This window comes from Arachnia propionica, from assembly GCF_003932785.1.
In the GTDB taxonomy this organism is placed as follows: Bacteria; Actinomycetota; Actinomycetes; order Propionibacteriales; family Propionibacteriaceae; genus Arachnia; species Arachnia propionica_B.
On sequence record NZ_RQYT01000014.1, the window covers coordinates 1 to 24,730 of the forward strand.

At 68.9% G+C, this 24,730-nt stretch carries 22 protein-coding genes and 2 tRNA genes; 10 read left to right on the forward strand and 14 right to left on the reverse strand.

Annotated elements, in window-relative coordinates; genetic code table 11:
- Positions 1-425: 425 nt before the first annotated feature.
- From EII35_RS07510 to EII35_RS07555, 10 genes are all read right to left on the reverse strand, one after another.
- Positions 426-1,079 (reverse strand): DedA family protein, encoded by a 654-nt coding sequence (locus EII35_RS07510; RefSeq protein ID WP_221739703.1) that lies wholly within the window; start codon positions 1,077-1,079, stop codon positions 426-428.
- Between the two features lie 58 nt (positions 1,080-1,137).
- Positions 1,138-2,022 (reverse strand): tagatose-bisphosphate aldolase, encoded by an 885-nt coding sequence (locus EII35_RS07515; protein ID WP_125227852.1) that lies wholly within the window; start codon positions 2,020-2,022, stop codon positions 1,138-1,140.
- Entirely contained in the window at positions 2,010-3,350 is a 1,341-nt protein-coding gene (locus EII35_RS07520) for an FGGY family carbohydrate kinase (RefSeq protein WP_221739704.1), read from the reverse strand. The genes EII35_RS07515 and EII35_RS07520 overlap by 13 nt, the downstream gene beginning before the upstream one ends.
- Before the next feature lie 63 nt (positions 3,351-3,413).
- Positions 3,414-4,412, reverse strand: coding sequence for an ABC transporter substrate-binding protein (locus EII35_RS07525; protein ID WP_125227854.1), 999 nt, complete (start codon positions 4,410-4,412; stop codon positions 3,414-3,416).
- Between the two features lies 1 nt (position 4,413).
- Entirely contained in the window at positions 4,414-5,475 is a 1,062-nt protein-coding gene (locus EII35_RS07530) for an ABC transporter permease (protein WP_125227855.1), read from the reverse strand.
- The gene (locus EII35_RS07535; protein WP_125227856.1) at positions 5,472-6,248 is read right to left on the reverse strand and encodes an ATP-binding cassette domain-containing protein; all 777 of its coding nucleotides are present in this window, start codon (positions 6,246-6,248) and stop codon (positions 5,472-5,474) included. The genes EII35_RS07530 and EII35_RS07535 overlap by 4 nt, the downstream gene beginning before the upstream one ends.
- Positions 6,245-7,276 carry a LacI family DNA-binding transcriptional regulator gene (locus EII35_RS07540; protein WP_125227857.1) on the reverse strand — a complete coding sequence of 344 codons (1,032 nt, stop codon included), beginning with the start codon at positions 7,274-7,276 and terminating at the stop codon, positions 6,245-6,247. The genes EII35_RS07535 and EII35_RS07540 overlap by 4 nt, the downstream gene beginning before the upstream one ends.
- The gene (locus EII35_RS07545; protein WP_125227858.1) at positions 7,273-7,872 is read right to left on the reverse strand and encodes a P-loop nucleotide/nucleoside kinase family protein; all 600 of its coding nucleotides are present in this window, start codon (positions 7,870-7,872) and stop codon (positions 7,273-7,275) included. The genes EII35_RS07540 and EII35_RS07545 overlap by 4 nt, the downstream gene beginning before the upstream one ends.
- Positions 7,869-9,278 carry a mannitol dehydrogenase family protein gene (locus EII35_RS07550; RefSeq protein WP_125227859.1) on the reverse strand — a complete coding sequence of 470 codons (1,410 nt, stop codon included), beginning with the start codon at positions 9,276-9,278 and terminating at the stop codon, positions 7,869-7,871. Before EII35_RS07550 ends, EII35_RS07545 begins: the two co-directional genes overlap by 4 nt.
- Positions 9,279-9,296: 18 nt before the next feature.
- Complete coding sequence (locus EII35_RS07555) at positions 9,297-9,929, reverse strand: nucleoside/nucleotide kinase family protein (protein WP_260465058.1); 633 nt, start codon at positions 9,927-9,929, stop codon at positions 9,297-9,299.
- 162 nt (positions 9,930-10,091) lie between these two features.
- Between EII35_RS07555 and EII35_RS07560 the strand changes: the two genes are divergently transcribed.
- Entirely contained in the window at positions 10,092-10,823 is a 732-nt protein-coding gene (locus tag EII35_RS07560) for an SDR family oxidoreductase (protein WP_125227860.1), read from the forward strand.
- A 4-nt stretch (positions 10,824-10,827) separates the two neighbouring features.
- Here the strand turns inward: EII35_RS07560 and EII35_RS07565 are convergent.
- From EII35_RS07565 to EII35_RS07575, 3 genes are all read right to left on the reverse strand, one after another.
- A tRNA-Pro gene (locus EII35_RS07565) sits at positions 10,828-10,900 on the reverse strand.
- 80 nt (positions 10,901-10,980) lie between these two features.
- Positions 10,981-11,358, reverse strand: coding sequence for a phage holin family protein (locus EII35_RS07570; protein WP_125227861.1), 378 nt, complete (start codon positions 11,356-11,358; stop codon positions 10,981-10,983).
- Positions 11,359-11,413: 55 nt separating this feature from the next.
- A tRNA-Gly gene (locus EII35_RS07575) sits at positions 11,414-11,487 on the reverse strand.
- A 159-nt stretch (positions 11,488-11,646) separates the two neighbouring features.
- Here EII35_RS07575 and tig point away from each other — a divergent pair.
- The 6 genes from tig (at position 11,647) to EII35_RS07605 (ending at position 20,167) form a co-directional block, all read left to right on the forward strand.
- Positions 11,647-13,053 carry a trigger factor gene (tig, locus tag EII35_RS07580; protein WP_125227862.1) on the forward strand — a complete coding sequence of 469 codons (1,407 nt, stop codon included), beginning with the start codon at positions 11,647-11,649 and terminating at the stop codon, positions 13,051-13,053.
- A 3-nt stretch (positions 13,054-13,056) separates the two neighbouring features.
- On the forward strand, positions 13,057-14,175 hold the full coding sequence (locus tag EII35_RS07585; protein WP_125227863.1) for an AI-2E family transporter: 1,119 nt from the start codon (positions 13,057-13,059) through the stop codon (positions 14,173-14,175).
- A 102-nt stretch (positions 14,176-14,277) separates the two neighbouring features.
- Entirely contained in the window at positions 14,278-14,874 is a 597-nt protein-coding gene (locus EII35_RS07590) for a ClpP family protease (RefSeq protein ID WP_125227900.1), read from the forward strand.
- A 2-nt stretch (positions 14,875-14,876) separates the two neighbouring features.
- A complete protein-coding gene (locus EII35_RS07595) occupies positions 14,877-15,479 on the forward strand; it encodes an ATP-dependent Clp protease proteolytic subunit (RefSeq protein WP_125227864.1) in 603 nt (200 codons plus the stop codon).
- A 93-nt stretch (positions 15,480-15,572) separates the two neighbouring features.
- On the forward strand, positions 15,573-16,853 hold the full coding sequence (gene clpX / locus EII35_RS07600; RefSeq protein ID WP_125227865.1) for an ATP-dependent Clp protease ATP-binding subunit ClpX: 1,281 nt from the start codon (positions 15,573-15,575) through the stop codon (positions 16,851-16,853).
- Positions 16,854-16,948: 95 nt separating this feature from the next.
- Positions 16,949-20,167, forward strand: a complete 3,219-nt coding sequence (locus tag EII35_RS07605) for a S41 family peptidase (protein ID WP_125227866.1) — start codon at positions 16,949-16,951, stop codon at positions 20,165-20,167.
- 13 nt (positions 20,168-20,180) lie between these two features.
- Here EII35_RS07605 and EII35_RS07610 read toward each other — a convergent pair whose 3' ends face one another.
- Positions 20,181-21,578 carry an aminotransferase-like domain-containing protein gene (locus EII35_RS07610; protein WP_125227867.1) on the reverse strand — a complete coding sequence of 466 codons (1,398 nt, stop codon included), beginning with the start codon at positions 21,576-21,578 and terminating at the stop codon, positions 20,181-20,183.
- Between the two features lie 193 nt (positions 21,579-21,771).
- On the opposite strand from EII35_RS07610, the gene EII35_RS07615 reads away from it, so the two are divergent.
- Genes EII35_RS07615 through EII35_RS07625 form a run of 3 tightly spaced genes read left to right on the forward strand, consistent with a single transcriptional unit; the run spans position 21,772 to position 24,713 of the window.
- Positions 21,772-22,956, forward strand: a complete 1,185-nt coding sequence (locus EII35_RS07615) for an ethanolamine utilization protein EutH (protein WP_260465059.1) — start codon at positions 21,772-21,774, stop codon at positions 22,954-22,956.
- Positions 22,957-22,959: 3 nt separating this feature from the next.
- Entirely contained in the window at positions 22,960-23,250 is a 291-nt protein-coding gene (locus EII35_RS07620) for a EutN/CcmL family microcompartment protein (protein WP_125227869.1), read from the forward strand.
- A 2-nt stretch (positions 23,251-23,252) separates the two neighbouring features.
- A complete protein-coding gene (locus tag EII35_RS07625) occupies positions 23,253-24,713 on the forward strand; it encodes an ethanolamine ammonia-lyase reactivating factor EutA (protein WP_125227870.1) in 1,461 nt (486 codons plus the stop codon).
- Positions 24,714-24,730: the final 17 nt, after the last annotated feature.

A 24,730-nucleotide genomic window follows, 5' to 3' on the forward strand; every position in this document is an offset into this window, starting at 1 on the left:
GGGCGTCGGCCTCGTGGATGGCCTGGTAGGCCTCGGTGAGGGTGGCGGGGAGTGGGTTCATGACCCCATTGTAATCGAATGAGTGTTCTAGTGCAAGGGGTTGGTGAGAACTTTTCCCTCAGTTTCCGTTGGTCGAGCCGGTTCCCGGAACGCAGTGGCGGGGGCCGTGTTGAGACCCGGTGTGGGTTCGCTGGGATGGTTGCGGAGGTCTCGACACGAGGCCTCCGGCCTCGGCTCGACCAGCGGAGAGAAGGCGACCCGAGCCCCACACGTGGCGTTGGAGGTCTCGACACGGACGGCTCGCCCATCGGAGAAGGAGGCCCCGGGTCCGCACTTGCTGCTTGGCGCTGCCTCGTTGGCCGCAGGAGTCACGGCGCGAACTGTGGAGGTTCCGCGCGGCTTGGGAGCGGTTGTCGGCGGGCCCTTCAGACCGCGTCGGCGGCCCGGCGACGGGCCCGCAGGCGCAGGACGATCCACACGATCGCGGCGATGGCGCAGACCACGATGACGATCTTCGAGAAGACGTTGACGTAGTCCTCCACCACGTGCCAGTTGGCGCCCATCACGTAGCCGGCCGAGATGAGGACCGTGTTCCAGATCGCGGCCCCGGCAGTCGTCAGCAGGGTGAAGCGCAGGAAGTTCATGTGTGTCACGCCCGCGGGGATGGAGATCAGGGACCGGAAGATCGGCACCATGCGGCCGAAGAACACCGTCAGACCGCCCCGACGGTGGAAGAAGGCCTCCGTCTTGTCGATGTCCTTGGTGTTGACCAGGGGAAGCTTGCCGAGGATGGCGCGGGTGCGTTCGGGGCCGAGCCACCAGCCGAGGCCGTAGAGCGCCCAGGCACCGACCAGGGAACCGCCCGTGCACCAGAGGATGGCGCTCCACAGGGTGAGCCCGGCCGTCCCGGTGCCCGCCGAGAATCCCGCGAGCGGCAGGATGATCTCCGAGGGTAGCGGCGGGAACAGGTTCTCCAGGGCGATGAGGAGGGCCGCACCGAAACCACCCAGGGCCTCCATGATGCTGACGGCCCATGCCGCGATACCCGTCAACTGCTGGGTCCCGGTCTCCAGAAGCACGCTCGTTTCCTTTCTTCGGCGCCCCCCCATGATGCCTGCAGGTCACCGATTGGAAAAACTATCGCGCGGCGAGCGCTCCGTCGATGGTGCTCTGCAGTTCGGCCAACCGGGGGACCGCCCTCGTCGTGAGCAGTTCGGCCCGGACGTCCGGATCCACGGATAGGGAGTCCTTCCACAGGGACCGGCCCGCCATCGCCCCCGCCGCTCCGTGACGCACCGCGGTGTCGACCTGGCCCACGAAGGTGCCGTGGTCCACACCGGCCGAGAGCACCGCCCACGGCACCCCGGCCGCGGCCGAGGTCACCTCGGCGCAGGCCGCCGCCGACCCCGGGTAGGGCAGCTTCAACATCCTCGCGCCGCAGGCCACCGCGAACTCGGCGGAGCGGCTGATGAGGCTCGGGAACACGGCCTCGTACTCCTCGGGGGACTCCGAGTCGAGGTGGTACGTGAGGATCTCGACGATGAGCAGCAGCCCCTCCGCGTCACACAGCTCCACCAGACCACGGATCTCCCCGGCCACCCTCGAGTCGAGGTCCTGCAGGTCGGGGCGCAGGTAGAACAGCATCTTCGCGGCGTCACCACCGAGGCGCCGCACCCGCCCCGGGGTGACGGCCGGGACGTATCGGGTGTGACGCAGTCCCTCCACCATCTCGTACCCCGAGGCATCCATGCCGACGACGAGAGCCGTGTCCCGCGGCAGGACGTCCTCGTCGATCACCCAGGGCAGCGCCACCTCCGCGTCGAGGAGGATCGCTGGTCCGTGCGCGGCCAGCAGCCTCGCCAGATCCCCCTTCGCGTCACGTAGCTGCTCCCGGGTGACGTCGGGGGATCCCATGACGGCCTTCATGCTGTTGCGTTGATCCGCGGCGACGATCATGACGCCCCCATGGGGTGTGCTGATCCGCTTCAGCGCGCGACGTTCGATGGTGGTCAGGTGGTGCATGTGACGTCCTCGGGTTCGATGAGGCGGCGGGCGCAGGCTGCGGCGCCGCTGGCGGTTTCCTGGGGGTGGTGGGAGACGGTCAGGTTCGGCAGCACCGTGGCACGTGCCCGGACGACCGAGGCCATGCCGGTCCAGCCCCCCGACATGGTGGTGGCGGTGGCCTCGGGTAGTTCGCGGTCCACGATGGCGATGAGACGCTCGATCTCGTCGTTGCCGTGCGCGAGGGCGGCGCGGAACAGCGCAGCCGGGGTCACCTCGTCGGAGCGCACCGTGATGCGCAGTTCGCCGTCGTCGTTGCGCGCCCCGGTGACCATGACGGCGTCGGCGAGGGGTGGTGAGTCGTCGAGGGCGACGACCATCCGGTCCAGCTGCTCCCGGCCTGCCGCGTCGTGGATCCCGCACAGCTGGAGGATGCGACGCAGCTGCAGGCCGGTCTTCACCCCGGCGACGAGCACCGTCTGGCCGGGGATCACGTGGGGGACGCAGTTGATGAGGGCCGCTCCCAGCCGGGTACGGGCCTCGAAGTCGAGCGGCGTCGGCAGGAGTCGGAGCAGCACCTCCGCGGTGCCGAAGGAGACATACCACGTGTCCGGTTGCAGCCCCGACAAGGAGGCAGCCACCAGGTGGTCGTGACCGGCGACGGTGACGGCGGCGTCCCGGAATGCGTCCGGAACCCATGCTGCCGTCACCGTCCCGAAGGAGGATCCGGCGATCAGGCGTGGCGGCACGAAGGCGTCGTCCAGGCCGAGCCATTCCAGCAGCTCCGGCCACGGCTCGCCGCTGTCCTGGTCGATGAGACCGGTTCGGGCGATGAGGGAGGGCTCGGCCCGGAGTGCGCAGCCAAGGCGGGTGGTCACCCACTCCGGGAGACTCGACCACTGGCCACCCGCCGGATCCCAACCATGACCGCGCAGCCATGCGATCTTGGCCGCGGTCACCTGGACGCCCCACGGGAGCCCGGTCCGGCCGGGGAACTCCTTGCGGAGCATCGTGGGCAGCGACGCGACCTCCTCGTCGCCGCGGGGGTCGAACCAGGCGATCCCGGGGGAGTGGGCGCGCCCCTCCCGGACGACGAATCCGGTCTCACCCATGCCGGTCACCGCCACCCCGGCGATGCGCTCCTCCGGTGCCAGATCCCGGGCGACGCGGTGGAACAGTTGCATGACGGCCGCATCCAGGGCCTCGGCGTCCAGCTCCGCCCCGCCCGCGACTGCGGAGCGCCACGGGGTCGGCACCCGGGCCTCGGTCCGCAGCCGGCCCGCGTCATCCTCCACCACGACCTTGAGGCAGGTGCTGCCGAGGTCGAGGCCTGCAACCAGGGAGCTCATCATTCTCCTTGTCGTGTGGCTGGTGGGGCCGGCCCGTACCTGCCGCCCCACCAGCACGATTCGTCAGGAACACTCGGACGCGTAGAGCGCCTTCTGTCCCTCGTCGGTCTCCAGGTTCTCCATCGTCACGATCGTGAACCCGGTCTGGATCTTCTTCTCGGTGGGCTTGCCCTCGATGGCGGCCAGTGCCTGCTCGACACCCTTGTAACCGATGTCGTAGGGCTGTTGGGCGATGATCGCCTGCAGGGTGCCCTCCTTGAGGGCGTCCACCTGCGCCGGCCCGGCGTCGAAGCCGATCACCTGGACCTGCCCCTTCACCCCGGCCTGCTCGATCCCGGTGGCCGCTCCCTCCGCGCTGAACAGGTTCGTCGCGAAGACCGCCTTGAGGTCCGGGTGCTTCTGGAGCGTCGCCGTGACGATGTTCGCTGCCTCCGCAGGCTGATTCTTCGCGTACTGGACGCCGACGTACTCGAACTTCGAGTCCTTGTTGGCGGCCTCCTCGAATCCCTTCACCCGGTCATCGCTGGTGGAGATGCCCGGCTGGTTGTCGATGACGAGCACCTTGCCGCCGTCCGGCACGAGCTGCTGGATGGCCTCGAAGGCGGCGGCACCGCCACCGACGTTGTCGGAGGCGATCTCGGACACGGCGAAGGCGGGATCCTCGACGGTGGTGTCCACGAGCACGACCTTCGAGTCCTTCGCCGCCTCCTCCAAGGGACGCTGCAGCGCGCTCACGTCGTTGGGGGCGATGAGGATGGCACTCGGCTTCGTCGCGAGCACGGAGGTCACGATCGGTTGCTGGAGGGCGGGATCCCACTTCTGCGGCCCCTGCACCGTCACCTCGGCGCCGAGCGCCTTCGCGGCGTCCCTGACCCCGCACTCCATCGAGATGTAGAAGTTGTCCCCGATGACGCCCTGGACGAAGGCGATGGTCGGTTTCCCGCCGCCGGCGTTGCCGCCCCCCGACGGCTGGGTGCCGCCCTGGTTGCCGGAGGAACAGGCCGCCAACGACGCGGCGACCACCATCGCCGCACTGGCCAGAACCACTCTGTTCTTGCGCATGTCACTTTTCCTTTCGATGGTTTTTCAGGAGCCTCGAGATCAGGCCCCCGTGGTCCTGTCCGCGATTGGCGGCGGCGCGTCGCTGCTGGTCGAAGTAGACGGCTGCGATCAGGAAGGCGCCGACCACCACCTGCTGCCAGTACGGCTGGACGCCCAGGATGACGAAGCCGTTGCGGAGGGTGGCGGGGATGAGCAGGCCGATCACGGTTCCGAACACGGTCCCGAATCCGCCGAAGAGGCTGGTCCCGCCGATCACCACGCCCGCGATGACATCGAGGTTGGTGAGGCTGTGACCAGCGATGGTCGTGGAACGGAAGAAACTCAGGTTGAGCAGCCCGGCGAGGCCGGCCAGGAACCCGGCCAGCGTGTAGACCTTGATGAGCTGCCGGTCGACCTTGATGCCGACCCGACGCCCGGCCTCCGGGTTGGAACCGATGGCCTCGGTGTGGAGGCCGAACCGGGTGCGTCGCAGCACGACGATCCCGATCGTCACCACGATGGCGGCGATGAGGACGAGCACGGGGATGCCGAGCACCTTGCCGAAGCCGATGGTGTCCTCCAGCACCTTCGGGGTGGCGTGCTGGTCGATGCCGCCGGTGAGGACTTGGGACAGCCCGAGCGCGGCACCGAAGGTGCCGAGGGTGACGATCATGGGTGGAACCTTGGCCTTGGCGACCAGGGACCCGTTGACCAGCCCCCACAGCGTGCCCGAGGCGAGTGCGGCGAACGCGCCGAGGACGGCGACCCCCCAGCCCTCACCGTCGCCGATGGCCTGCATGACCAGCGAGGCGACCACCCCGCTGAACACCAGGACCGCGCCCATCGACAGGTCGATCCCGGCCGTGATGATGATGAAGGTGGTGCCGACGCCGAGAATCGCGAGGATCGAGACGCTGACGGCGATGTTGAGGAAGTTGCTGGTCTGGAAGAAGGCCTGGGGCGCGAGAGCGCTGAACCCGGCCACGATGACCAGCCACACGAACACGATCTGCAGGGCCTGGGCGCGCAGGATTCGGCGGCCCAGCCTGCGCCAGACGGAGTCCTCATGCTGCTGGGTGCTCATGCTGCGTCCTTCCCGTCGAGGCTTCCCGTCATGGCGCCGACGAGCTCCTCGACGCTCGTCTCGGCCGCCCGGTACACGGCGACGCGGCGTCCGTGCCGCAGCACGTGCACCCGGTCGGCGACCTCCAGCACCTCCGGCATGGAGTGGCTGATGAGGACCACGCCCACGCCCTTGTCCCGGATCCGTCGGATGAGGTCGAGGACCCCCTTCGTCTGGACCACGCCGAGGGCGGCCGTCGGCTCGTCGAGGAAGATCACCTTGCTCGCCCATGCCGCGGCCCTGGCGACGGCGATCGCCTGGCGCTGGCCGCCTGACATCCCGGCCACGGGCTTCTCGAAGTCGGTGACGGTGGCCCCCAGGTCCTGGAAGGCCTCGATACCCTGCCGCCTCATGGTGGCTCGTTGCATGAAGCCCAGCCACCCGAGGAACCCGGGCTTCATGACCTCCCGGCCGAGGAACATGTTCTGGATCGGGTCGAGGTGGTTGGCGAGGGCGAGGTCCTGGAAGACCGTCTCGATGCCGAGATCGCGGGCCTGGGTCGGGTTGTCGAGGGTGATGGGGGAGCCCTCGAACAGGATCTCCCCGGCGTTGGCGGTGTCCGCACCGGCGAGGATCCTCACCAGCGTCGACTTTCCGGCCCCGTTGTCACCGATGAGCGCCGAGACCTCCCCGGGACGCACGTCGAAGTCGGTGCCCTGCAGGGCGAGGACATTGCCGAAGGTTCTGACGATGCCCCGGGCCTCATAGACGGGGTCAGGTGGTGCTGTGGTCATGATTCTCCGATCGACGTGGACGAGACGGGGGAGAGCTCGCCCGATCCCCGCGGGATGAGACGGCATGGGACGTGAAGGACCCCGCCCGCTGGTGGGGTCCCGCCCCGCATGAGCGGGAGCAGTGCAGCCACGGCGGCCTCGCCGATGGCGGCGGCCGAGTGGTCGATGACCGTGATGGCGGGGGAGAGGCTCCCCGCCAGCTGGAAGTCGCCGTAGGAGATGACGGCGATGTCGGTGCGTCGGAACTGGTGCAGCACCGGGATGAGCCCCAACGACAGCCGCGAGTTGGTGGAGATGATCGCGGTGGGGGGATCGGCCAGGGCCAGCATCCGGGTGACGGCGGGCGGGACGTCGGCGGCCTGGGGCACGTCCGAGCACACGAGTTCCTCGTCCACCGGCAGGCCCCGTGCGGCCATGGCCTGCCGGTAGCCCTCATGACGCAGCCGGGTGGTCCCCATGGCGGGGGTGTCGCTCAGCAGGGCGATGCGGCTGTGGCCGTGGTCGATGAGATGTTCGGTGGCCCGGCGGCTGAGCGCGACATCGTCGACGACGACGGAGACCGCCCCGGCCACCCCTCCCGGCCGGTCGACGAAGACGACCGGGGTTCCCCGGAGGGCGGCGGTGGCCAGGGAGTTCTCGTCGAGCGGGGCGACGATCATCCCCGCGCACCGTCGGGCCACGAAACTCTGCGCGACCGCCACCTCACGGTCACGGTCGCGGTTGCTGGAGACGACGAGGCAGGTGTATCCGTGCTCGTCGAGACGCCGCTCGACGGCGGCGGCCAACTCGGCGAAGAAGACATCGCCGATGGAGTCGACGAGAACACCCACACAGCGGTCCACCCCGGCCCGCAGGGACCGCGCGGCCTGGTCCGGCGTGTAGCGAAGGGCATCGATGGCCGCCAGGACCGCGGCACGGGTCTCCGGTGCCACGCTCGGGTGCTCGTTGAGGACCCGGGACGCGGTCTTGAGGCTCACCCCGGCCCGGGCGGCGACGTCCTTGAGGGTGGCGGTGCTGGGCAGGATCATCGGCGCCTCACCTCCTGACCTCCGGTCGGTGGGGCCACGAGGTGGCTGAGAATGTCGGCCACCTGGGCGGATGTCGCAGCGGTGGCGTCGACGACGAGGTGCTCGCCGACGGGGGCGGCAGTGTCAGCAGCCGGGTGTCCGTCATCGGGGCGGGCGACGAAGGCGGCATCCCTGGCCGCGCTGCGCCGCCCCATCCTCTGGCGTCGTACCTCGACCGGGGCGTTCAGCCACGCCATGACGGGGTCACCCCCCGCCGCCCGGAGTCGGGCCTCCAACCTGTCCCGAAGCCCCGGATCGGTACGTTCCCTCGTGAACGGGGCGACGACCACCACCGGGCAACCGGCGCTCAGGCAGTCCACGGCGGTCGCGATGAGCGCCTCGTAGCGGGGATGTCGGACCCGCGAGGCCAAGGCGGGGTCGGCGTAGTCCCCGACGACCCCGGCATCCTCGGCGAGGAGATCGACGAGCGGGTTGGTGAGTGTGTCCAGGTCGAGCAGCGCCGCCCGGAGGTGGCGGGCCACGGCTCGCCCCGTCGTCGTCTTGCCCGCCCCCGCAGGGCCCGAGATGAGCAGGGCGAGGGGGCCTCGGTCGGTCATGCCGCCAGCCGTGCCACCGCTGCGGCGGCACCGTGCTCGTCGAGGAGGGCGACGGCGTCGCGCCAGCTCGTCCGCAGTCGATCGTCGTCCCCCAGCTCCCCGAAGACGGGGGCGAAGCGCAGGAAGGCGCCGGGGTCGGCCTCGTCGCGCATGGCCCACTCCCTCAGCTCGTCGGCGCGGCGATCAGTGAGGTCGCCGCCTGCGAGGATGCGGCGTCGCCACGCGGCCAGCACCAGGCACGCGCACTCGATGTCGCGCCCGGCGCGTAGCTGGTCGGCGATGACGGGGACCAGGAACTTCGTGATCCGGTCCGACGAGTCGACGACCTGGCGGGCCAGCGTGTCGGCGAGTCTGGACCCCCCGAAGCGGGCCATGAGCCGGTCGCAGTAGGCGGCCAGGTCGATGCCCGGGACGGGATCGAGGGTGGGGATGGCCTCCCGGGTCATGTAGCGGCGGATGTACCGGGCGAAGGTCTCGTCGTGGCAGGCCTCGTGGACCATCGTGAACCCCGCCAGGAGACCCAGGTGGCTCATCACCTGGTGGGAGGCGTTGAGCAGCCGCAGCTTCATCTTCTCGAACGGTGCGACGTCGGCCACGAGTTGCGCACCGACCCTCTCCAGCGGCGGCCGTCCGGCCGGGAACCGATCCTCGATCACCCACTGGGTGAACGACTCCGACCGGACGGGCCAGGCGTCGTCGATCCCGTACCGCTGCCGAAGGTCCAGGGCGACATCGGGGGTCAGCTGTGGGGTGATGCGGTCCACCATCGAGTTGGGGAAGGCGACGTTGGCCTCGATCCAGTCGCCGAGCTGCTCGTCGACGGCGCGGGCGAACCCGGTCAGGACGGCGCGGGCGACGTCGCCGTTGTGCTGGATGTTGTCGCAGGACAGCACGGTGAACGGCGGCACCCCGGCATCGCGACGTCGCCGCAGCGCCTCCGTCAGCACCCCCCAGGCGGTGCCGGGTGGCTGTTCGCCGACGTGGGGGAGGGCCTCGTCGAGGTTGTAGCCCCCCTCGGTGATGGTGAGGCTGACGATCCGGATCTCCGGCGAGGACAGCAGGTCCATGATGCGTCCCGCATCGGCGGGGGAGTGGAGGTGGTCGATGATGCTGCCGACGACCCGCGTGTGGTCGGTGCCGTCGGGGTCGACGGTGGTGAGGCAGTAGAGGTGGTCCTGGGAGCGGGAACGCGCCACCGCATCGGCGTCCCCGGGGAGCAGACCCACCCCGACGATGCCCCAGTCGCTGACGCCGTCGATGGCGAGGACGTCATCGACATGGACGGCCTGGTGGGCCCGGTGGAAGGCGCCCACGCCGATGTGGACGATCCCGGGGGTGACCCGGGTGCGGTCGTAGGCCGGGGTGGGGATGTCGAGGGCGGACAGGGCGGCGGTGGAGAGCTTCATGGGAACTCCTCGGGTCGGTCAGGGCAGTTCGACGATGAGATCGGCGTGCTCCCGTGTCCCCTCCACACGGGCCGCGTTGTTCTGGTCCACCCCCAGGACCCAGTCGGTGGCGGTGGCCTCGTCCTCGCCGGAGCGCATCCGCCGGGCCACCAGGCGGCGGATGCGTTCCTCGGTCGGCACCTCGAGGTACCAGACCTCGTCGAGCAGGGGCCGGACGCGTTCCCAACCGTGCTCCCGGGCCAGCAGGTACAGCCCCTCCACGATGACGAGCGGGACCTCGCGGGGGACGGCGATGGCGCTGCCGACGGAGGTCTCCAGGGACCGGTCGAAGCGAGGTGCGTAGGTGACGGCCTCCTCGGCCGCTGCGAGGCGGACGAGGAGCGAGACGAATCCGGCGACGTCGAAGGTGTCGATGGCGCCCTTGCGGCCCCGCCGCCCCAGGGTCTCGAGCACCGGGTTGTCGAGGTGGAAGCCGTCCATGGGGACGATGACCGCCCGATCGCCGAGGAGTCGGCCGAGCCGCGCGCTGAGCGTCGACTTGCCCGCGCCGGGACAGCCGACGATCCCCAGCAGCGCGCGTCCGCCGTCATCGCCGCGGAGCCGACGGGCACGCTCCGCCAGCTCGGGGATGTCGATGGTGGGCGGAGTCACGGGTGCCTCCTGGCGGTTCGGGAGCGCCTCGTTGCGCTCGCTTGGTGAAACCGTAGAATGGCATGACATCGTTGTCAAGAGTCAGGTTCGACGGGTACAACGGTCACATCATCGACACGTCGACGGATGCAACGGTGCGTCCGGACGGGAAGGAGCAGGGAGATGGAGATCACATTCGACGGCAGGCCGGTCCTGGTCACCGGAGCCACGGGGGGCATCGGCGCGGAGATCGTGCGGCAGCTCGTCGCCTCGGATGCGACGGTGATCGGGGCGGGTCGCAACGAGGAGGGGCTCGCGGCACTGGCGGCGGAGACGGGGTGCCGGACGCTGGCGTTCGACCTCACGTCGGAGGAGCAGGTGGAGCAGGCCCTCGCCGACCTCGACGTGTGGGGCGTGGTGAACTGCGGCGGATTCGGCGGGGAGATCGCCAGCCCCATGGAGACCGACATCTCGGTGTTCGACCGCGTCATGGCGGTCAACGCGAGGGGCACCCTGCTGGTGACGAAGTACACGTCGCGCTCGATGATCCGCCTGGGCAAGGGGGGATCCATCGTCAACGTGTCGAGCCAGGCCTCCCTCGTGGCCCTGCAGAACCACATCTCCTACGGGTCGTCGAAGGCGGCCGTGGACAACATCACCCGCGTGAGCGCGCTCGAACTGGGGCGGCACGGGATCCGGGTGAACAGCGTTCATCCCACCGTGGTCATGACGGAGATGTCGGAGTTCTACTGGGGGCGGCCGGAGATCGGGGACCCGTTCATCGAGCAGATGCCGCTCGGTCGTTGGGCGACCCAGGCGGAGGTGGCGGCCCCCGTGGTCTTCCTCCTCAGTGACCGGGCGGCGATGATCACCGGCGCCCATCTCCCCATCGACGGGGGATACACCTGTCGTTGATCGGTCGGGATGACAGGACTCGAACCTGCGATCTCCTGCTCCCAAAGCAGGCGCGCTAGCCACTACGCTACATCCCGGCTCCCCCGGCGGGGGCTCGTCGAGTCTAGTGCACGGCCCCTTGCGCGACCAATGTGGTCGACGCAGGGGGCCCCTCGGTTCAGTGGCGACGGTCGCCGATGAGGCCGTGCATGACCGAACTGGTGAGGCTGATGATGATGCTGCCGAGCAGCGCCGAGAAGAAGTCGTTGACGTGGAACGGCATGCCCAGCTGCTGCCCGATCCACGCCGTGAGGGTGAGCATGGCGGCGTTGATGACGAGGAGGAACAACCCGAGGGTCAGGACCACCAGGCAGAACGACAACACGGTGGTGATGGGACGCACCACGGCGTTGACCAGGCCCAGGATGCCGCTCACCACGAGGAGCGTCAGCACGTACTGCTGTTCGGACTGCGCGACGATCTGGAGCCCGGGCACGAGCCAGACGGCGACGGCCGTGGCGACGGCACCCGCGATGATTCTCGAGACCAGATTCATGTCCTCAACGGTAGCGCGATGACAAGGGCCCCCACCTGCAGGTGGGGGCCCGGTGTGGAGCGGATGACGGGAATCGAACCCGCGTAGCTAGTTTGGAAGACTAGGGCTCTACCATTGAGCTACATCCGCGCAACCCGACGAAGTCTAGCAGCAACGACGCCGCCTTCCCACTCGGCAGCGGTGTCGGCCGACCACGCAACCGGGACATGCGGGTCCCGTGCCGGTTGGTGGGGCGCGCCGTCGCCGTTAGACTGTCGCGCGACCGTTTCAACTTCCAGGAGTCCTCACGTGCCCAGCACCTTTGAGAAGCTCAGCCCCACGCGGGCCAAGCTCACCGTCGAGATCCCGTTCGCCGATCTGAAGCCCCACCTCGACAAGGCCTACAAGGAGATCGCGCAGAGCGTCAACATCCCCGGTTTCCGCAAGGGCAAGGTGCCGGCGGCCGTCATCGACCAGCGTTTCGGACGCGGGGTGGTGCTCCAGGAGGCCATCAACGAGGCCCTGCCGCCCGCCTACGAGGCGGCCCTCGCCGAGGCCAGGATCGTTCCCCTGGCCCAGCCCGAGGTGGACGTGACCAGGCTCGAGGACGGTGAGCTCGTCGAGTTCGTCGCCGAGGTGGACATCCGTCCCGACTTCGACCTGCCGGACTTCGGCAAGATCGAGGCCACCGTCGACGCGATCGCCGACCAGGACGATCAGGTGGAGGAGCGCATCGAGCTGCTCCGCAAGCGCTTCGCGACCACCACCGAGGTGGACCGCAAGGCCAAGAAGGGTGACGTCCTCACCATCGACCTCACCGCCGCCCAGGACGGCAAGGAGCTCGAGGACGCCGCCGCGAACGGCCTCACGATCACCGTCGGCGAGGACTCGGGGATGCTCGAGGGCCTCGACAAGGCGGTTCGTGGCCTCAAGGCCGGCGAGTCCGCGACCTTCACCTCCACCCTGGTCGGCGGGCCGCAGCGCGGTGAGGAGGCGGAGATCACCGTCACCGTCACGAAGGTTGCGGAGCAGGAGCTGCCCGCCCTCGACGACGAGTTCGCCCAGATGATCTCCGAGTTCGACACCGTCGAGGAGATGCGTGCCGACCTCGCCAAGGCCGTCGAGGCCCAGGCGAAGGCCGAGCAGCTGGCCGAGGCCCGGGACAAGGTGCTCGAGGCGGCCCTCGAGAAGGTGGAGATCGAGCTGCCCGAGGGTGTGCTCGCCCGGGAGCTGGAGGCGCGTCGTGGCCAGGTCAACGACCAGCTCGCCCGCGCGGGCCTGGACGTCGAGACCTACCTCGAGCAGGCCGAGGACGAGGACGCGAAGGACGCCGAGGAGTTCTGGGGCCAGGTGGACGAGCGCTCCACCCAGGCGCTCAGGGCCCAGCTGCTCCTCGACAAGTACGCCGACGAGCACGAGCTGCCGGTGTCCCAGCAGGACCTCACCGAGCTGATCTTCCGCCGCGCCGCGGAGACCCGCACCTCGCCGCAGGACGTCATGAACCACATGATGGAGCACAACCACATGCCCGAGTGGATGCAGGAGATCCGCCGCGGCAAGGCCCTGGCCGCCATCTGCGAGGCGGCGAAGGTCGTGGACTCCAACGGCGACGCCGTCGAGATGAAGGCCCCGGAGGCCCAGGAGGAGACGGCCGAGGAGGCCGCCGAGTCCGACGAGGTCGCTGAGAAGGCGGCCGAGGCCGAGGGCGAGGAGTGACCGATGGGGGCGAGTGAACCGACCCGCTCCCTCGGCCTGCCCAAGCTGGCGATGGCGGCCCTCGTCCTGGGTGCCATCGCGCTGAGCTTCGGGCTGTTCCAGGAGCTGAGTCCGGTCCTCGCCCCCACCTTCCTGGCGGTCAACCTCCTGATCGCCGCCTACCCGGTCTACACGTGGCTGGTCGACCGCCGGGTTCCGGCCGCGTTGGCGTCACTGGCCACGGGGCTGGCGGTGCTGCTGTTGTTCGTCGCCTCCCTCACGGCGATCGTCTGGTCGGGCACCGCGATGGTGCAGTCCCTGACCTCATACGGGCCCCAGTTCACGAAGCTGTACTTCCAGTTCATCGACTGGCTGGCCAGCCTCGGATTCGACCAGGCCACCCTGCTCAACCAGCTCAAGTCGATCTCCCCGACGAGCGTCATCGGGTTGGTCGGCAACGTCGTGTCCGAGATCTCGAGCGCCACCGGACTTGTGCTCGTCGTCCTCATCGCCATGGTGTTCATGGTGCTGGACCTGCCCTCGGTGGCGCGACGGTTCGCGGTCACCGACCGGCTCCACCCCGAGTTCACCGATGCGCTGGAAGCGCTCACCCACGGCATCCGGCGGTACTGGCTGGTCACCACCGTCTTCGGCATCATCGTGGCCCTGGCCGACGGGGTGGTGCTCATCGCCGTCGGGGTGCCGTTGCCGCTGGTCTGGGTGATCCTCAGCTTCGTCACCAACTACATCCCGAACATCGGGTTCATCATCGGTCTGCTGCCCCCGGCGCTGCTGGCGCTGTTCGAGAAGGGGCCGTGGGCCGCCCTCGTCGTCGTCGTGGCCTACAGCGTCATCAACTTCGTCATCCAGTCCATCATCCAGCCGAAGATCACCGGTGACGCGGTCGGCATCTCCCCGGTCGTCTCCTTCCTGTCCCTGCTGCTGTGGACCGCGGCGTTCGGTGCGCTGGGGGCCCTGCTCGCGATCCCGCTCACGCTCACGGTCAAGGCCCTCCTCATCGACAACGACCCCAGGGCCCGGTGGGTCGGCACCTTCCTGGCGTCCAACCCTGACACCGTCGACACCAGCGACTGCGACGGTCCCGGCGACCCCGACTGTTGCCGCCCGATCCCTCGCGGATGATCCCGTCACGCCCTTGCGATGACCGCTTGGGCGGGGCGAACTTGGTTTGTCGGTCAGAGTCGGTAACTTTGTCCTGTGACCGACAAGCGAAACCACATCTCCATGGCCGCGGCCCAGGGGCCGGGCCTGGGGTTGACCGACAACGTCTACGCCTCCCTGCTGGCCAACCGCATCATCTTCCTGGGCTCCGAGGTCCGCGACGAGAACGCCAACGCCATCTGCGCCCAGATGCTGCTGCTCAACGCCGAGGACCCGCACTCGGACATCTACCTCTACATCAACAGCCCGGGCGGCTCCGTCGACTCGGGGATGGCCATCTTCGACACGATGCAGTGGATCAGCAACGACGTGGCCACCGTCGCGATGGGCCTGGCGGCCTCGATGGGGCAGTTCCTGCTGTCGGCGGGCACCCCGGGCAAGCGTTACGCCCTGCCCCACAGCCGGATCATGATGCACCAGCCCTCGGGTGGCCTCGGCGGTACGGCCTCCGACATCCGCATCCAGGCCGAGCAGTCGCTCCACATCAAGAAGACCATGGCCAAGCTCATCGCGCAGCACACGGGCCAGACCGTCGAGCAGATCGAGGCCGACTCGGACCGGGACCGCTGGTTCACCGCCGATCAGGCGCTCGAGTACGGCTTCATCGACCACGTCTACGAGCGTGCGTCCCAGATCAACGAGAAGGCTCCGAACCAGTGAACATGAACTACTACATCCCGCAGTGGGAGGAGCGCACCAGCTACGGTCTGCGTCGCGTCGACCCCTACACCAAGCTCTTCGAGGATCGCATCATCTTCCTCGGCACCCCCATCAACGACGAGATCGCCAACGCCGTCATGGCCCAGCTGCTGTGTCTCCAGTCGATGGACTCGGAGCGGCAGATCTCGATCTACATCAACTCGCCCGGTGGCTCGTTCACGGCGTTGACCGCGATCTACGACACGATGCGCTACATCAAGCCGGACATCCAGACGGTGTGCCTCGGACAGGCCGCCTCCGCAGCCGCGGTCCTGCTGGCCGCGGGGACGAAGGGCAAGCGGCTCGCGCTGCCGAACAGCCGCATCCTCATCCACCAGCCCGCCACCGAGGGCGGCTACGGGCAGTCCTCCGACCTGGAGATCCAGGCCAAGGAGATCATGCGAATCCGTGAGCTCATGGAGCACATGCTGGCCTCCGACACCGGACAGGACGTCGCCAAGGTCAGCCGCGACATCGAGCGCGACAAGTACCTCACCGCCCAGGAGGCCGTGGAGTACGGGATCGTCGACGACATCCTTCCCTCCCTCAAGGACATGAACGCCTGATCGCAGTGACCGGTCTGGGTGTTGTGCCCCCGCGGCGCCACCCGGACCGGTACTGTGGTGGGGACCGCAGCACGGTCGGAAGGAGTGGGCGCTGTGCCTCGAATTGGCGAATCCAGCGAGATCTTCAAATGCAACTTCTGCGGCAAGTCGCAGAAGCAGGTGAAGCGTCTCATCGCTGGCGCGGGTGTCTACATCTGCGACGAGTGCATCGGACTGTGCAACGAGATCATCGAGGAGGAGTTCCCCGAGTCCACGCCGTCGTTGCTGGAGGAGGACCTCCCCAAGCCCCGGGAGATCCGCGACTTCCTCGACCAGTACGTCGTCGGTCAGGACGCCGCGAAGAAGGCCCTCGCGGTGGCGGTGTACAACCACTACAAGCGGATCCTCGCCGAGTCCACGAAGCCGGCCCGCCATCGTGGCGGGGAGGTCGTCGACGTCGGCAAGTCGAACATCCTGCTCATCGGCCCGACGGGCTGCGGCAAGACCTATCTGGCGCAGACTCTCGCCAGGATGCTCAACGTGCCGTTCGCCATGGCCGATGCCACGGCGCTCACCGAGGCAGGGTACGTGGGCGAGGACGTCGAGAACATCCTGCTCAAGCTCATCCAGGCCGCGGACTTCGACATCAAGAAGGCCGAGACCGGCATCATCTACATCGACGAGATCGACAAGGTGGCCCGGAAGTCCGAGAACCCGTCGATCACGCGTGACGTCTCCGGTGAGGGCGTCCAGCAGGCGCTGCTGAAGATCCTCGAGGGCACCGTCGCCTCGGTCCCTCCCCAGGGTGGTCGCAAGCACCCGCACCAGGAGTTCCTCCAGATCGACACCACGAAGGTGCTCTTCATCGTCGGCGGGGCCTTCGCCGGGCTCGAGGACATCATCCACAGCCGGGTCGGGAAGCGTCCCCTCGGCTTCAGCACCGACTCGAAGGGCCGCGAGGAACTCACCGATCCGTTCGCCGCCGTGCGGCCGGAGGACCTCCACAAGTTCGGGTTGATCCCCGAGTTCATCGGTCGTCTCCCCATGATCACCACCGTCAGCCCCCTGGACCGGGAGGCCCTCGTGCGGATCCTCGTGGAGCCCCGCAACGCGCTGACCAAGCAGTTCGCCCGCCTGTTCGAGCTCGATGGTGTCCAGTTGGACTTCACCGATGACGCCGTCGAGGCCATCGCCGACCTCGCCCTGGAGCGGGGCACCGGGGCCCGGGGGCTCCGCGCGATCCTTGAGGAGTTGTTGCTCGACGTCATGTTCGAGGTGCCCTCGGCCGAGGACGTCGCGCAGGTCGTCGTGACCCGCGAGGCGGTGCTGGGGGAGGGCTCCCCGGAGCGGGTTCCCGCTGAGCTCGTCGCCCGTCGCCGCGACCTGTCGGCCTGAGGCGGGGCGGGCAGCGTCATGCCCAGTGGGGCCGGTGTCGGCACCCGACTCTCCTGAGTGTCCCCGGGCCGCCAAGGTCCGGTAGGTTTGGGGGCATGACTTCCGGCTATCTGCGTTACCCCCACATCCACGGGGATCAGGTGGTCTTCGTCGCTGACGACGACCTGTGGCTCACGACGGTGGCAGGTGGCCGGGCCTATCGCCTGACCTCGGAACGGACCCCCGTCCGTTCCCCGAGGTTCTCCCCGGACGGCACCAAGATCGCCTACGTGTTGGGTGAGAGGGGCAACCAGGACCTGTGGGTCCTCGACCTCGACGGTGGCCGGCGACGCCTCACCTGGCTGAGCGCCCGGAACATGCAGGTCTCCGGCTGGGCCGATGACGACCACATCCTCCTCGCATCCATGCACAACGAGGCGCTGCGCGCCCTGTCGTGGATGTACTCGGTGTCCCTGACCGGCGCCATGGAGCGCAAGCCCTGGGGGCCTGCCATGAGTGCCGCGGTGCATGCGGACGGGCGCGTGGCCGTCGTGTCGCCGAACTTCCGCGGTCCGGAGGCCTGGAAGCGCTACCGCGGTGGGATGGTCAACCGGGTCTGGGTGTCCATCGCCGACGGCAAGGACTGGAGCCGCGTGCTGGGGCAGGAGACCGCCAGCCTCACGGGGGCCACGTGGTGGCGCGACCGGCTGATCTTCACCTCCGATCTCGGGGCGAAGCTGCCGAAGCGGGCGGGGGAGCAGGCGCAGGTCTGGAGCGTGCGTCCCGATGGCACCGATCTGCGCAACCACACCCACCACACCTTCGAGCAGGGCTACTGCCGCGACGCCACCACCGATGGGCAACGCGTCATCTACCACGCCCGCGGCCGCATCTACTGGCTGGCCAACCTGGACTCGAAACCGCGTGAGCTGCAGGTCAAGCTCGCCCTCGGCGCCCCGGACGTGCAGACGATCGAGGGGGTCGAGCACCTGGAGAGCGTGGCCCCCGATCACGGCGGCGACGGTTCCCTGCTGGCCTGGCGGGGGCAGGCCTGGTTCCTGACCCACCGCTCCGGCCCGGCCCGGGCGCTGTCCGATCTGCCCGGGGTGCGGATCCGTGAGGCGATCCCGCTCGGGAACTCCGGCAAGGGGATCTGGGCCACCGATGCGGAGGGCGAGGACTGCTTGGAGATCGTTCAGCTCGACGGCGACGGGGATCCCAGACGCATCTGCCACGGTGCCCTCGGCCGGGTGCTCGCGTTGGCGGCGAGCCGGGACGGCAACCGCGTCGCCGTCGCCTCCCACGACGGCTCCGTTCACGCCGTCGACGTCACCGCGGGCAGCTCCCGTCGGGTCGGGGTGTCGGCCTCCGGCGAGGCAACGGGCCTCACCTTCAGCCCGTGTGGGCGCTACCTCGTCTGGCGCGAGGGGCTGCGGGGTGAGGGACACGTGGGGCGTCTCGTCGGTTACGACCTCACCGAGGGCAAGTCCTTCACGCTCACGCGGGGCCGGTTCAACGACTTCAGCCCGACGTTCAGCCTCGACGGCAAGTACCTGTGGTTCCTGTCCAGCAGGAACATCGACCCGACCTATGACGAGCTTGGTTTCGACCTGAACTTCACCAACACGGTGCGCCCGTTCGTCATTCCACTGCGCGCGGAGGACCCCGCCCCGTTCGGGCCGTCCGCCGACGGCTGGGCCATCAGTGACGGGGATGAGGGTGACAAGAAGGGGGCGGAGCATCACCGCCCCGAGGGCGATGAGACGAAGCAGGAGACCCCGGTCCTCGACCTTGACGGCGCCGAGGACCGCATGGTTCCGCTCCCGGTGGCGGCCGGTCGTTACGACCAGCTCATGGCCACCGCGAACGGGGTGGCCTGGCGCAAACTCCATCCCTACTCCGGGGTTCTCGGCAGCGGTTGGCTACCCGGCTCGGAGCTCAAGGACAGTGTGGAGCTGTTCGACCTCACGCAGCGCAAGGTCAGCACCGTCGTCGAGTCCTGTGATGACGTGGCGATGAGTGGGGATGGCAAGCAGTTGGTCGTGCGCAACGGCGAGGATCTGTGGGTGCAGGCCGCCGATGCCAAACCCGATGACGACGACGCCAGGATCACGGTGGACCTCAGCAGGTTGCGTCGCACCCAGCAGCCCCGCGACGAGTGGCGTCAGATGTTCGACGAGAACGCGCGGCTCATGAGGGACCACTTCTGGCGCGAGGACATGGACGGGGTGGACTGGGCCAGGGTGTGTGCCTCCTACCGGCCCCTCATCGAACGGATCGCCACCCACGACGACCTCGTCGACGTGCTCGGGGAGGTTGTCGCGGAGCTCAACACCTCGCACGCCTACGTCATCCCTGCCTCCGGGGGTGGGGACCAGAAGGTCGCGTGGCTGGGGGCCGAGTTCCGGCGCAACAGCAAGGGGGAGATCGTCATCTCTCGGATCCTCGACGGTGAGTCCTCCGACCCGGCTGCGCGATCTCCACTGCGCGCGGCGGGGGTTGCGGCCCGACCCGGGGATGTGATCCTCGCGGTGGATGGCCGGCTGACCGCCGAGGCGCCCGACATGAACGCCCTGCTGGTCGGGGCGGCGGGCAAGCCGGTGGAGCTCACCCTGGTGCGGGGACGCATGAAGCGACGGGTCGCCGTCGTCCCGGTGGAGTGCGAAGGGCCGTTGCGGTACCACGAATGGGTGGCCTCGCGAGCCGCCCGGGTGGAGAAACGCTCAAACGGCAGGGTCGGATACCTGCACGTGCCGAACATGATGGCACAGGGATGGGCGGAGTTCCATCGGCTCATCGACGAGGCCTGCGCCAAGGAGGCGGTCATCGTCGACGTCCGCTACAACGGGGGCGGGCACACCTCTGCGCTGGTGCTGGAACGCCTGACCCGAAAGGTCATCGGCTGGACGATCGGGCGGCACTTCCGGGAGGCCCAGGCCTACCCGTTCCAGGGGATGCGGGGCCCGGTGGTCTTCGTCACGAACCCCTACGCCGGGTCCGACGGCGACATCATCACGGCGGCCGCCCAGAACCTGAAGCTCGGCCCGGTCGTGGGGGAGCGCTCCTGGGGCGGGGTGGTCGGCATCGACGGCAGGTTCGAACTCGTCGACGGCACCGCCGTCACCCAGCCCCGCTACGGTTTCTCCTTCGACAAGCAGGGCTTTGGGGTGGAGAACCACGGCACCGACCCCGACATCCCGGTGGAACTGTCCCCGGCGGACTGGGAGAGCGGCGTCGACAAGCAGCTCGATGTCGCCATCGCGGAGGCGCTGGCCCGGCTGGGGAAGCAGGCGGCCGCCAAGCCCCCGGTGCTGCCGCCGCCCGCCTTCGGCTGATCCGGTGACGGGCTCAGCTCGCTGACTGCCTCGGGTGGTCGGCGAGCAGGGCCTGGTGCAGGCAGCGCGCGAACCCCCTGGCCGCGCTGGGGGTGAGGGCCCCGTAGTGCAGCAGCAGTGCGTGGTGGCGAGGGCGGATGGCGAAGTCTCCCAGCGCGGAGACCTGGAAGCCGTCCTGCTCCAGACGCATCTGCACCGACAGCTCGTCGGCACCGTCGGGGAGCTGGAGGAGGATCTCGGTGCCGCTGGGGTCCCCGAGGGTCCGGACCGCTGGCACCGTCCTGGCGAGGGCCTTGATGAGGGCGTCGCGGCGCTCCCGGCACAGCGACAGGGCCCGGTTCCGGTGCCGGTAGAGGGCGCCCGAGGTGATGAAGTGGGCCAAGGCCCGGGCCGGGAAGTCGGACACGGGCGCCAGATCGGAGGCACGTCGCCGGAAGCTCGGGTCGACGATGAGCCACACCACCGCCAGCTCCGGGCTGAGGAGCTTGGCGGGGGACCCCAGGTACAGGACCCGGGCGCCCGGCGGGGCCATGGCGAAGAGGGTGGGCTCGGGGGCCCGACCGAAGACGAACTCCGCGTCGAGATCGTTCTCGATGATGATGCCGCCGGTTCTCACCGACCAGTCCAGCAGCTCCTGCCGTCGTTCCTCCGCCATGCTCACCCCGGTCGGCCACTGGCGGGCCGGGGTGACGTGCACCGCCCGGTCGGCGCCGGACAGCATGTCGATACGCAGGCCGTGGTCGTCGACGGGGACGCACCGGACCCGGCAACCGTGGTCGATGAAGTGGCGCTGGATCCTGGGATTGCCCGGATCCTCCACCACCACTGCCTGCCCCCGCAGCTCAGCGCTGTGCACGATGTCGGCGACGACGCTGCCGACGCTGGGACGCAGCACGACCTGTTCGGGGGCGAAGGACATGCCGCGGAACGAGCGGAGGTGATCATGCAGGGCCCGCACCAGCTCACCGGGTCCGCTGCCGGACGCCTCCGGGCTGATGGCCTCGCGCCAGGCCCGGTTCCACTCCCGGGGGTCGAGCACCGCCTCGTGCATGTTGGCGGGCACCGTCAGGTCGAGGAGTGCTTTGCTCGGCTCGGGGCGATGCGGTGCGGGGGAGGGAGTGGAGTTCTTGTGGTCGAGCAGGGCGCGGGCGCCGGGGCTCACCCGGGTGCCGCTGCCATGCACGGAGCGCACGACCCCGAGGCCGACGAGGGTCTCGTAGGCCTGCACGACCGAGGAGCGTGAGATGCAATGCTCCTCGGCGAAGCTCCTCGACGAGGGCAGGGGATCGTCGTCCAGGAGGCTGCCGTCGCTGATGGCGGCGAGGACGGCGGAGACCACCCGCTGTGACACCGGCGTCACGGCAGGGTCGAGGACCACCCTCGGGTGCAGCTCCCGTGCTCTCCTCACCATGCAGCAAGCCTAACGGCTGGTGGGCGTCATCAAGGGGATTCCTGCGGGCCAGGCGTCCGCCAGGTGGTCACCGACGATGACCCTAAGTGGTCTGTCAGGTCACGGATCGGTTACGAAAGACTGGGGTTGCGAGGCCAGCGGTCCGGGAGCAAGGCGGCTCCCACGTGGACTGGCAACGGGAAGGGGAGTCGGCGTGCCCGAAATCAACGAGATCATCATCTGGATCCTCATGGCCTTCATGGTGCTCGGTGCCCTCGACAGGGCCATCGGCAACAGGTTCGGACTCGGCGAGCAGTTCGAGGAGGGGTTCAATGCCATGGGCCCCTTGGCGCTTGCCATGGTCGGCGTCATGTGTCTGGCCCCGGTCCTGGCCAAGCTGCTCAACCCGGTCATCGGACCGATCTATTCGCTCGTCGGGGCCGATCCCGCCATGTTCGCGGGCACCCTGCTCGCCTGTGACATGGGTGGCTGGCCCTTGGCGCAGGCCTTGACCGAGAACCAGCAGGCCGCGCAGCTCTCCGGCTTGGTGCTCGGCTCCATGATGGGTGCCACGATCGTCTTCACCATCCCCGTCGCTCTGGGCATCATCGACAAGAGCGACCGCGGCTTCCTCGCCAAGGGCGTCCTCGCCGGCATCTGCACGGTGCCCGTCGGCGTGCTGGTCTCCGGCATCGTGGCCGGATTCCCGCTGGTCATGGTGCTGGTCAACCTCATCCCCATCGTCGTCGCGGCCCTGCTCATCGCACTGGGTCTGTGGCGGCTCCCCGACGCCATGACCACCGGCTTCGAGTGGTTCGGCAAGTTCCTCGTCGCTCTCATCAGCATCGCGCTCATGATCGGTGTCCTCGAACACATGACAGAGCTCAAGATCATGCCCGCGGGCTGGGAGTTGGCCCCGATCATCGACGAAAAGGGCGAGGTGGAGGGACCCGACGCCATTCAGACCGTCGGCATCATCGCAATGATGCTGCTCGGTGCTTTCCCCGCGGTCCACCTCATCATCAAGTTCGCCAGCAAGCCCCTGACCAAGGCCGGCTCCCTGCTCGGGATCAACGACTCCGCCGCGGGTGGCATGATCGCCACCCTCGCGAACAACATCCCGATGTTCCAGATCATGAAGAACATGGATGCCCGGGGCAAGGTCGTCAACTCGGCGTTCGCCGTGAGCGCCGCCTTCGCCCTGGGCGACCACCTCGGCTTCGTCGCCGGCGCCTCTCGCGACATGATCGTCCCGGTCATCGCCGGCAAGCTCGTCGCCGGGTTCGCCGCTGTGGCCCTCGCCCTGCTGCTGTTCGGTCGTTCCCTCCCGAAGGCCGGTCCCGAGGAGCAGGCTGCGGACGCCGGGGGGACGACCCCGGCCGGGGCGGAAGGGGCCTGATCGATGCGGATCGCCCGGGTCGTTGGAGTGGCGGTGTCCACCGCCAAGGCTGAGACCCTGCGGGGCAGCAAGCTCTTGCTGCTCCGCCCCGCCACCCCCACCGACGAGCCCCACGGGGACGTCTTCGTGGCCGTGGACGCCGTCGGCGCGGGGACGGGCGAACTCGTCCTGGTGGCCGATGGCAGTGCCAGCAGACAGACGGAACTGACCGGTGAGTCCCCCGTGGACTGCGTCGTCATGGCGATCCTCGACTCCTTGGAGGTCGAGGGCGAGATCACCTTCAGGAAGCAGTGACCATGGCCAAGGGGACACGGGAGATGCTCAGTGTGGGCATCGACATCGGGACCACGACGAGCCAGCTCGTGTTGTCCCGACTCACCGTGTCCAACCAGGCGCGGGTGGGACTCGTCCCCCGGCTCGACGTGGACGAGCGCACCGTGCTGTACCAGAGTGAACCCCACCTCACGCCACTGTCCGCCCCCGACGAGATCAACGTCGGGGCCCTGCTGGGGATGATCCACGAGGAGTACGCCAAGGCCGGCATCGACTCCTCACAGGTGGAGACCGGGGCGGTCATCATCACCGGAGAGACCGCCCGGACCCGCAACGCCGAGGCGATCCTCCAGGGACTCTCGGATCTGGCGGGGGACTTCGTCGTGACGGTGGCCGGACCGAGCCTCGAGTCCCAGATCGCCGGCCGCGGCTCAGGGGCCTCCGACTGGGCTGCCGACCACTACGCCACGATCGTCAACGTCGACATCGGTGGCGGATCGGCCAACGCCGCGATCTTCCGGGCGGGCAAGCACGTCGCCTCCGCCGCCGTCATGGTGGGCGGGCGGCAGGCCATCGTGGATCCGGCGACCGGGAACCTCGTCCACCTCAAACCCGCCGGCGAGGTCATCGTCGAGCACCTCGGGTTGCCCCTGCGGATCGGTCAGCCCGCCCCGATCCCGGTGCTGCGGCAGTTCACCGACGCCATGGCGGAGGTCGTGGTGGACCTCGTGCTGGGCAGGACCTCACCACTGGGCGAGAAACTCGCCCTCACCCCACCCCTCGCCGTGGACGGCTCCGTCGCCGCCTATTTCATCTCCGGTGGCGTGGGTGCCGCGTACTACGACGAGGTGCCCTGCGACACCCTCGCCGAGCTGGCCCGCTACGGCGACGTCGGCCCGCTCCTGGCGGCCTCGCTGCGGGAGAACCCACGCTGGCAGCAGCTCCGGGTGGAACGCCCGGCCCAGACGCTGCGGGCCACCGTGCTCGGGGCTGCCAGCCAGCAGGTGACGCTGTCCGGCTCCACCATCTGGGCGGAACGCTCCCACCTGCCCCTGAAGAACCTGCCGGTGATCGAGCCACGCATCCTCGAACACGTCCCGGCCTACCGGGACCCCGAGGCGGTGCGCCGCGCCGTCGCCCAGGCCGTCAAACGCTGGGACCGCGGCGAGAGCGACCCCGGCAACTTCGTCATCGCGTTGGATCTGCCAGCGCTCATGGTCTACCCCCAGGTCATCGACCTGGCCGCCGGTCTGGTGGCCTTCGCCACCGACTACCTGCCGCAGGACCGGCCGCTCGTCCTCGTGACCGAGCAGGACTACGCACAGGTCCTGGGACAGACCATCAAGTCGAAGGCGCCCGCCCTGCCGGTGATCGTCGTCGACCAGATCGGCCTGGGAGAGGGCGACTTCATCGACATCGGTGAGCCGCTGTTCGACGGCCGAGTCGTCCCCGTGTCAGTCAAGACCCTCGTCTTCTATCAATGACGAACGAAGGAAGGAAC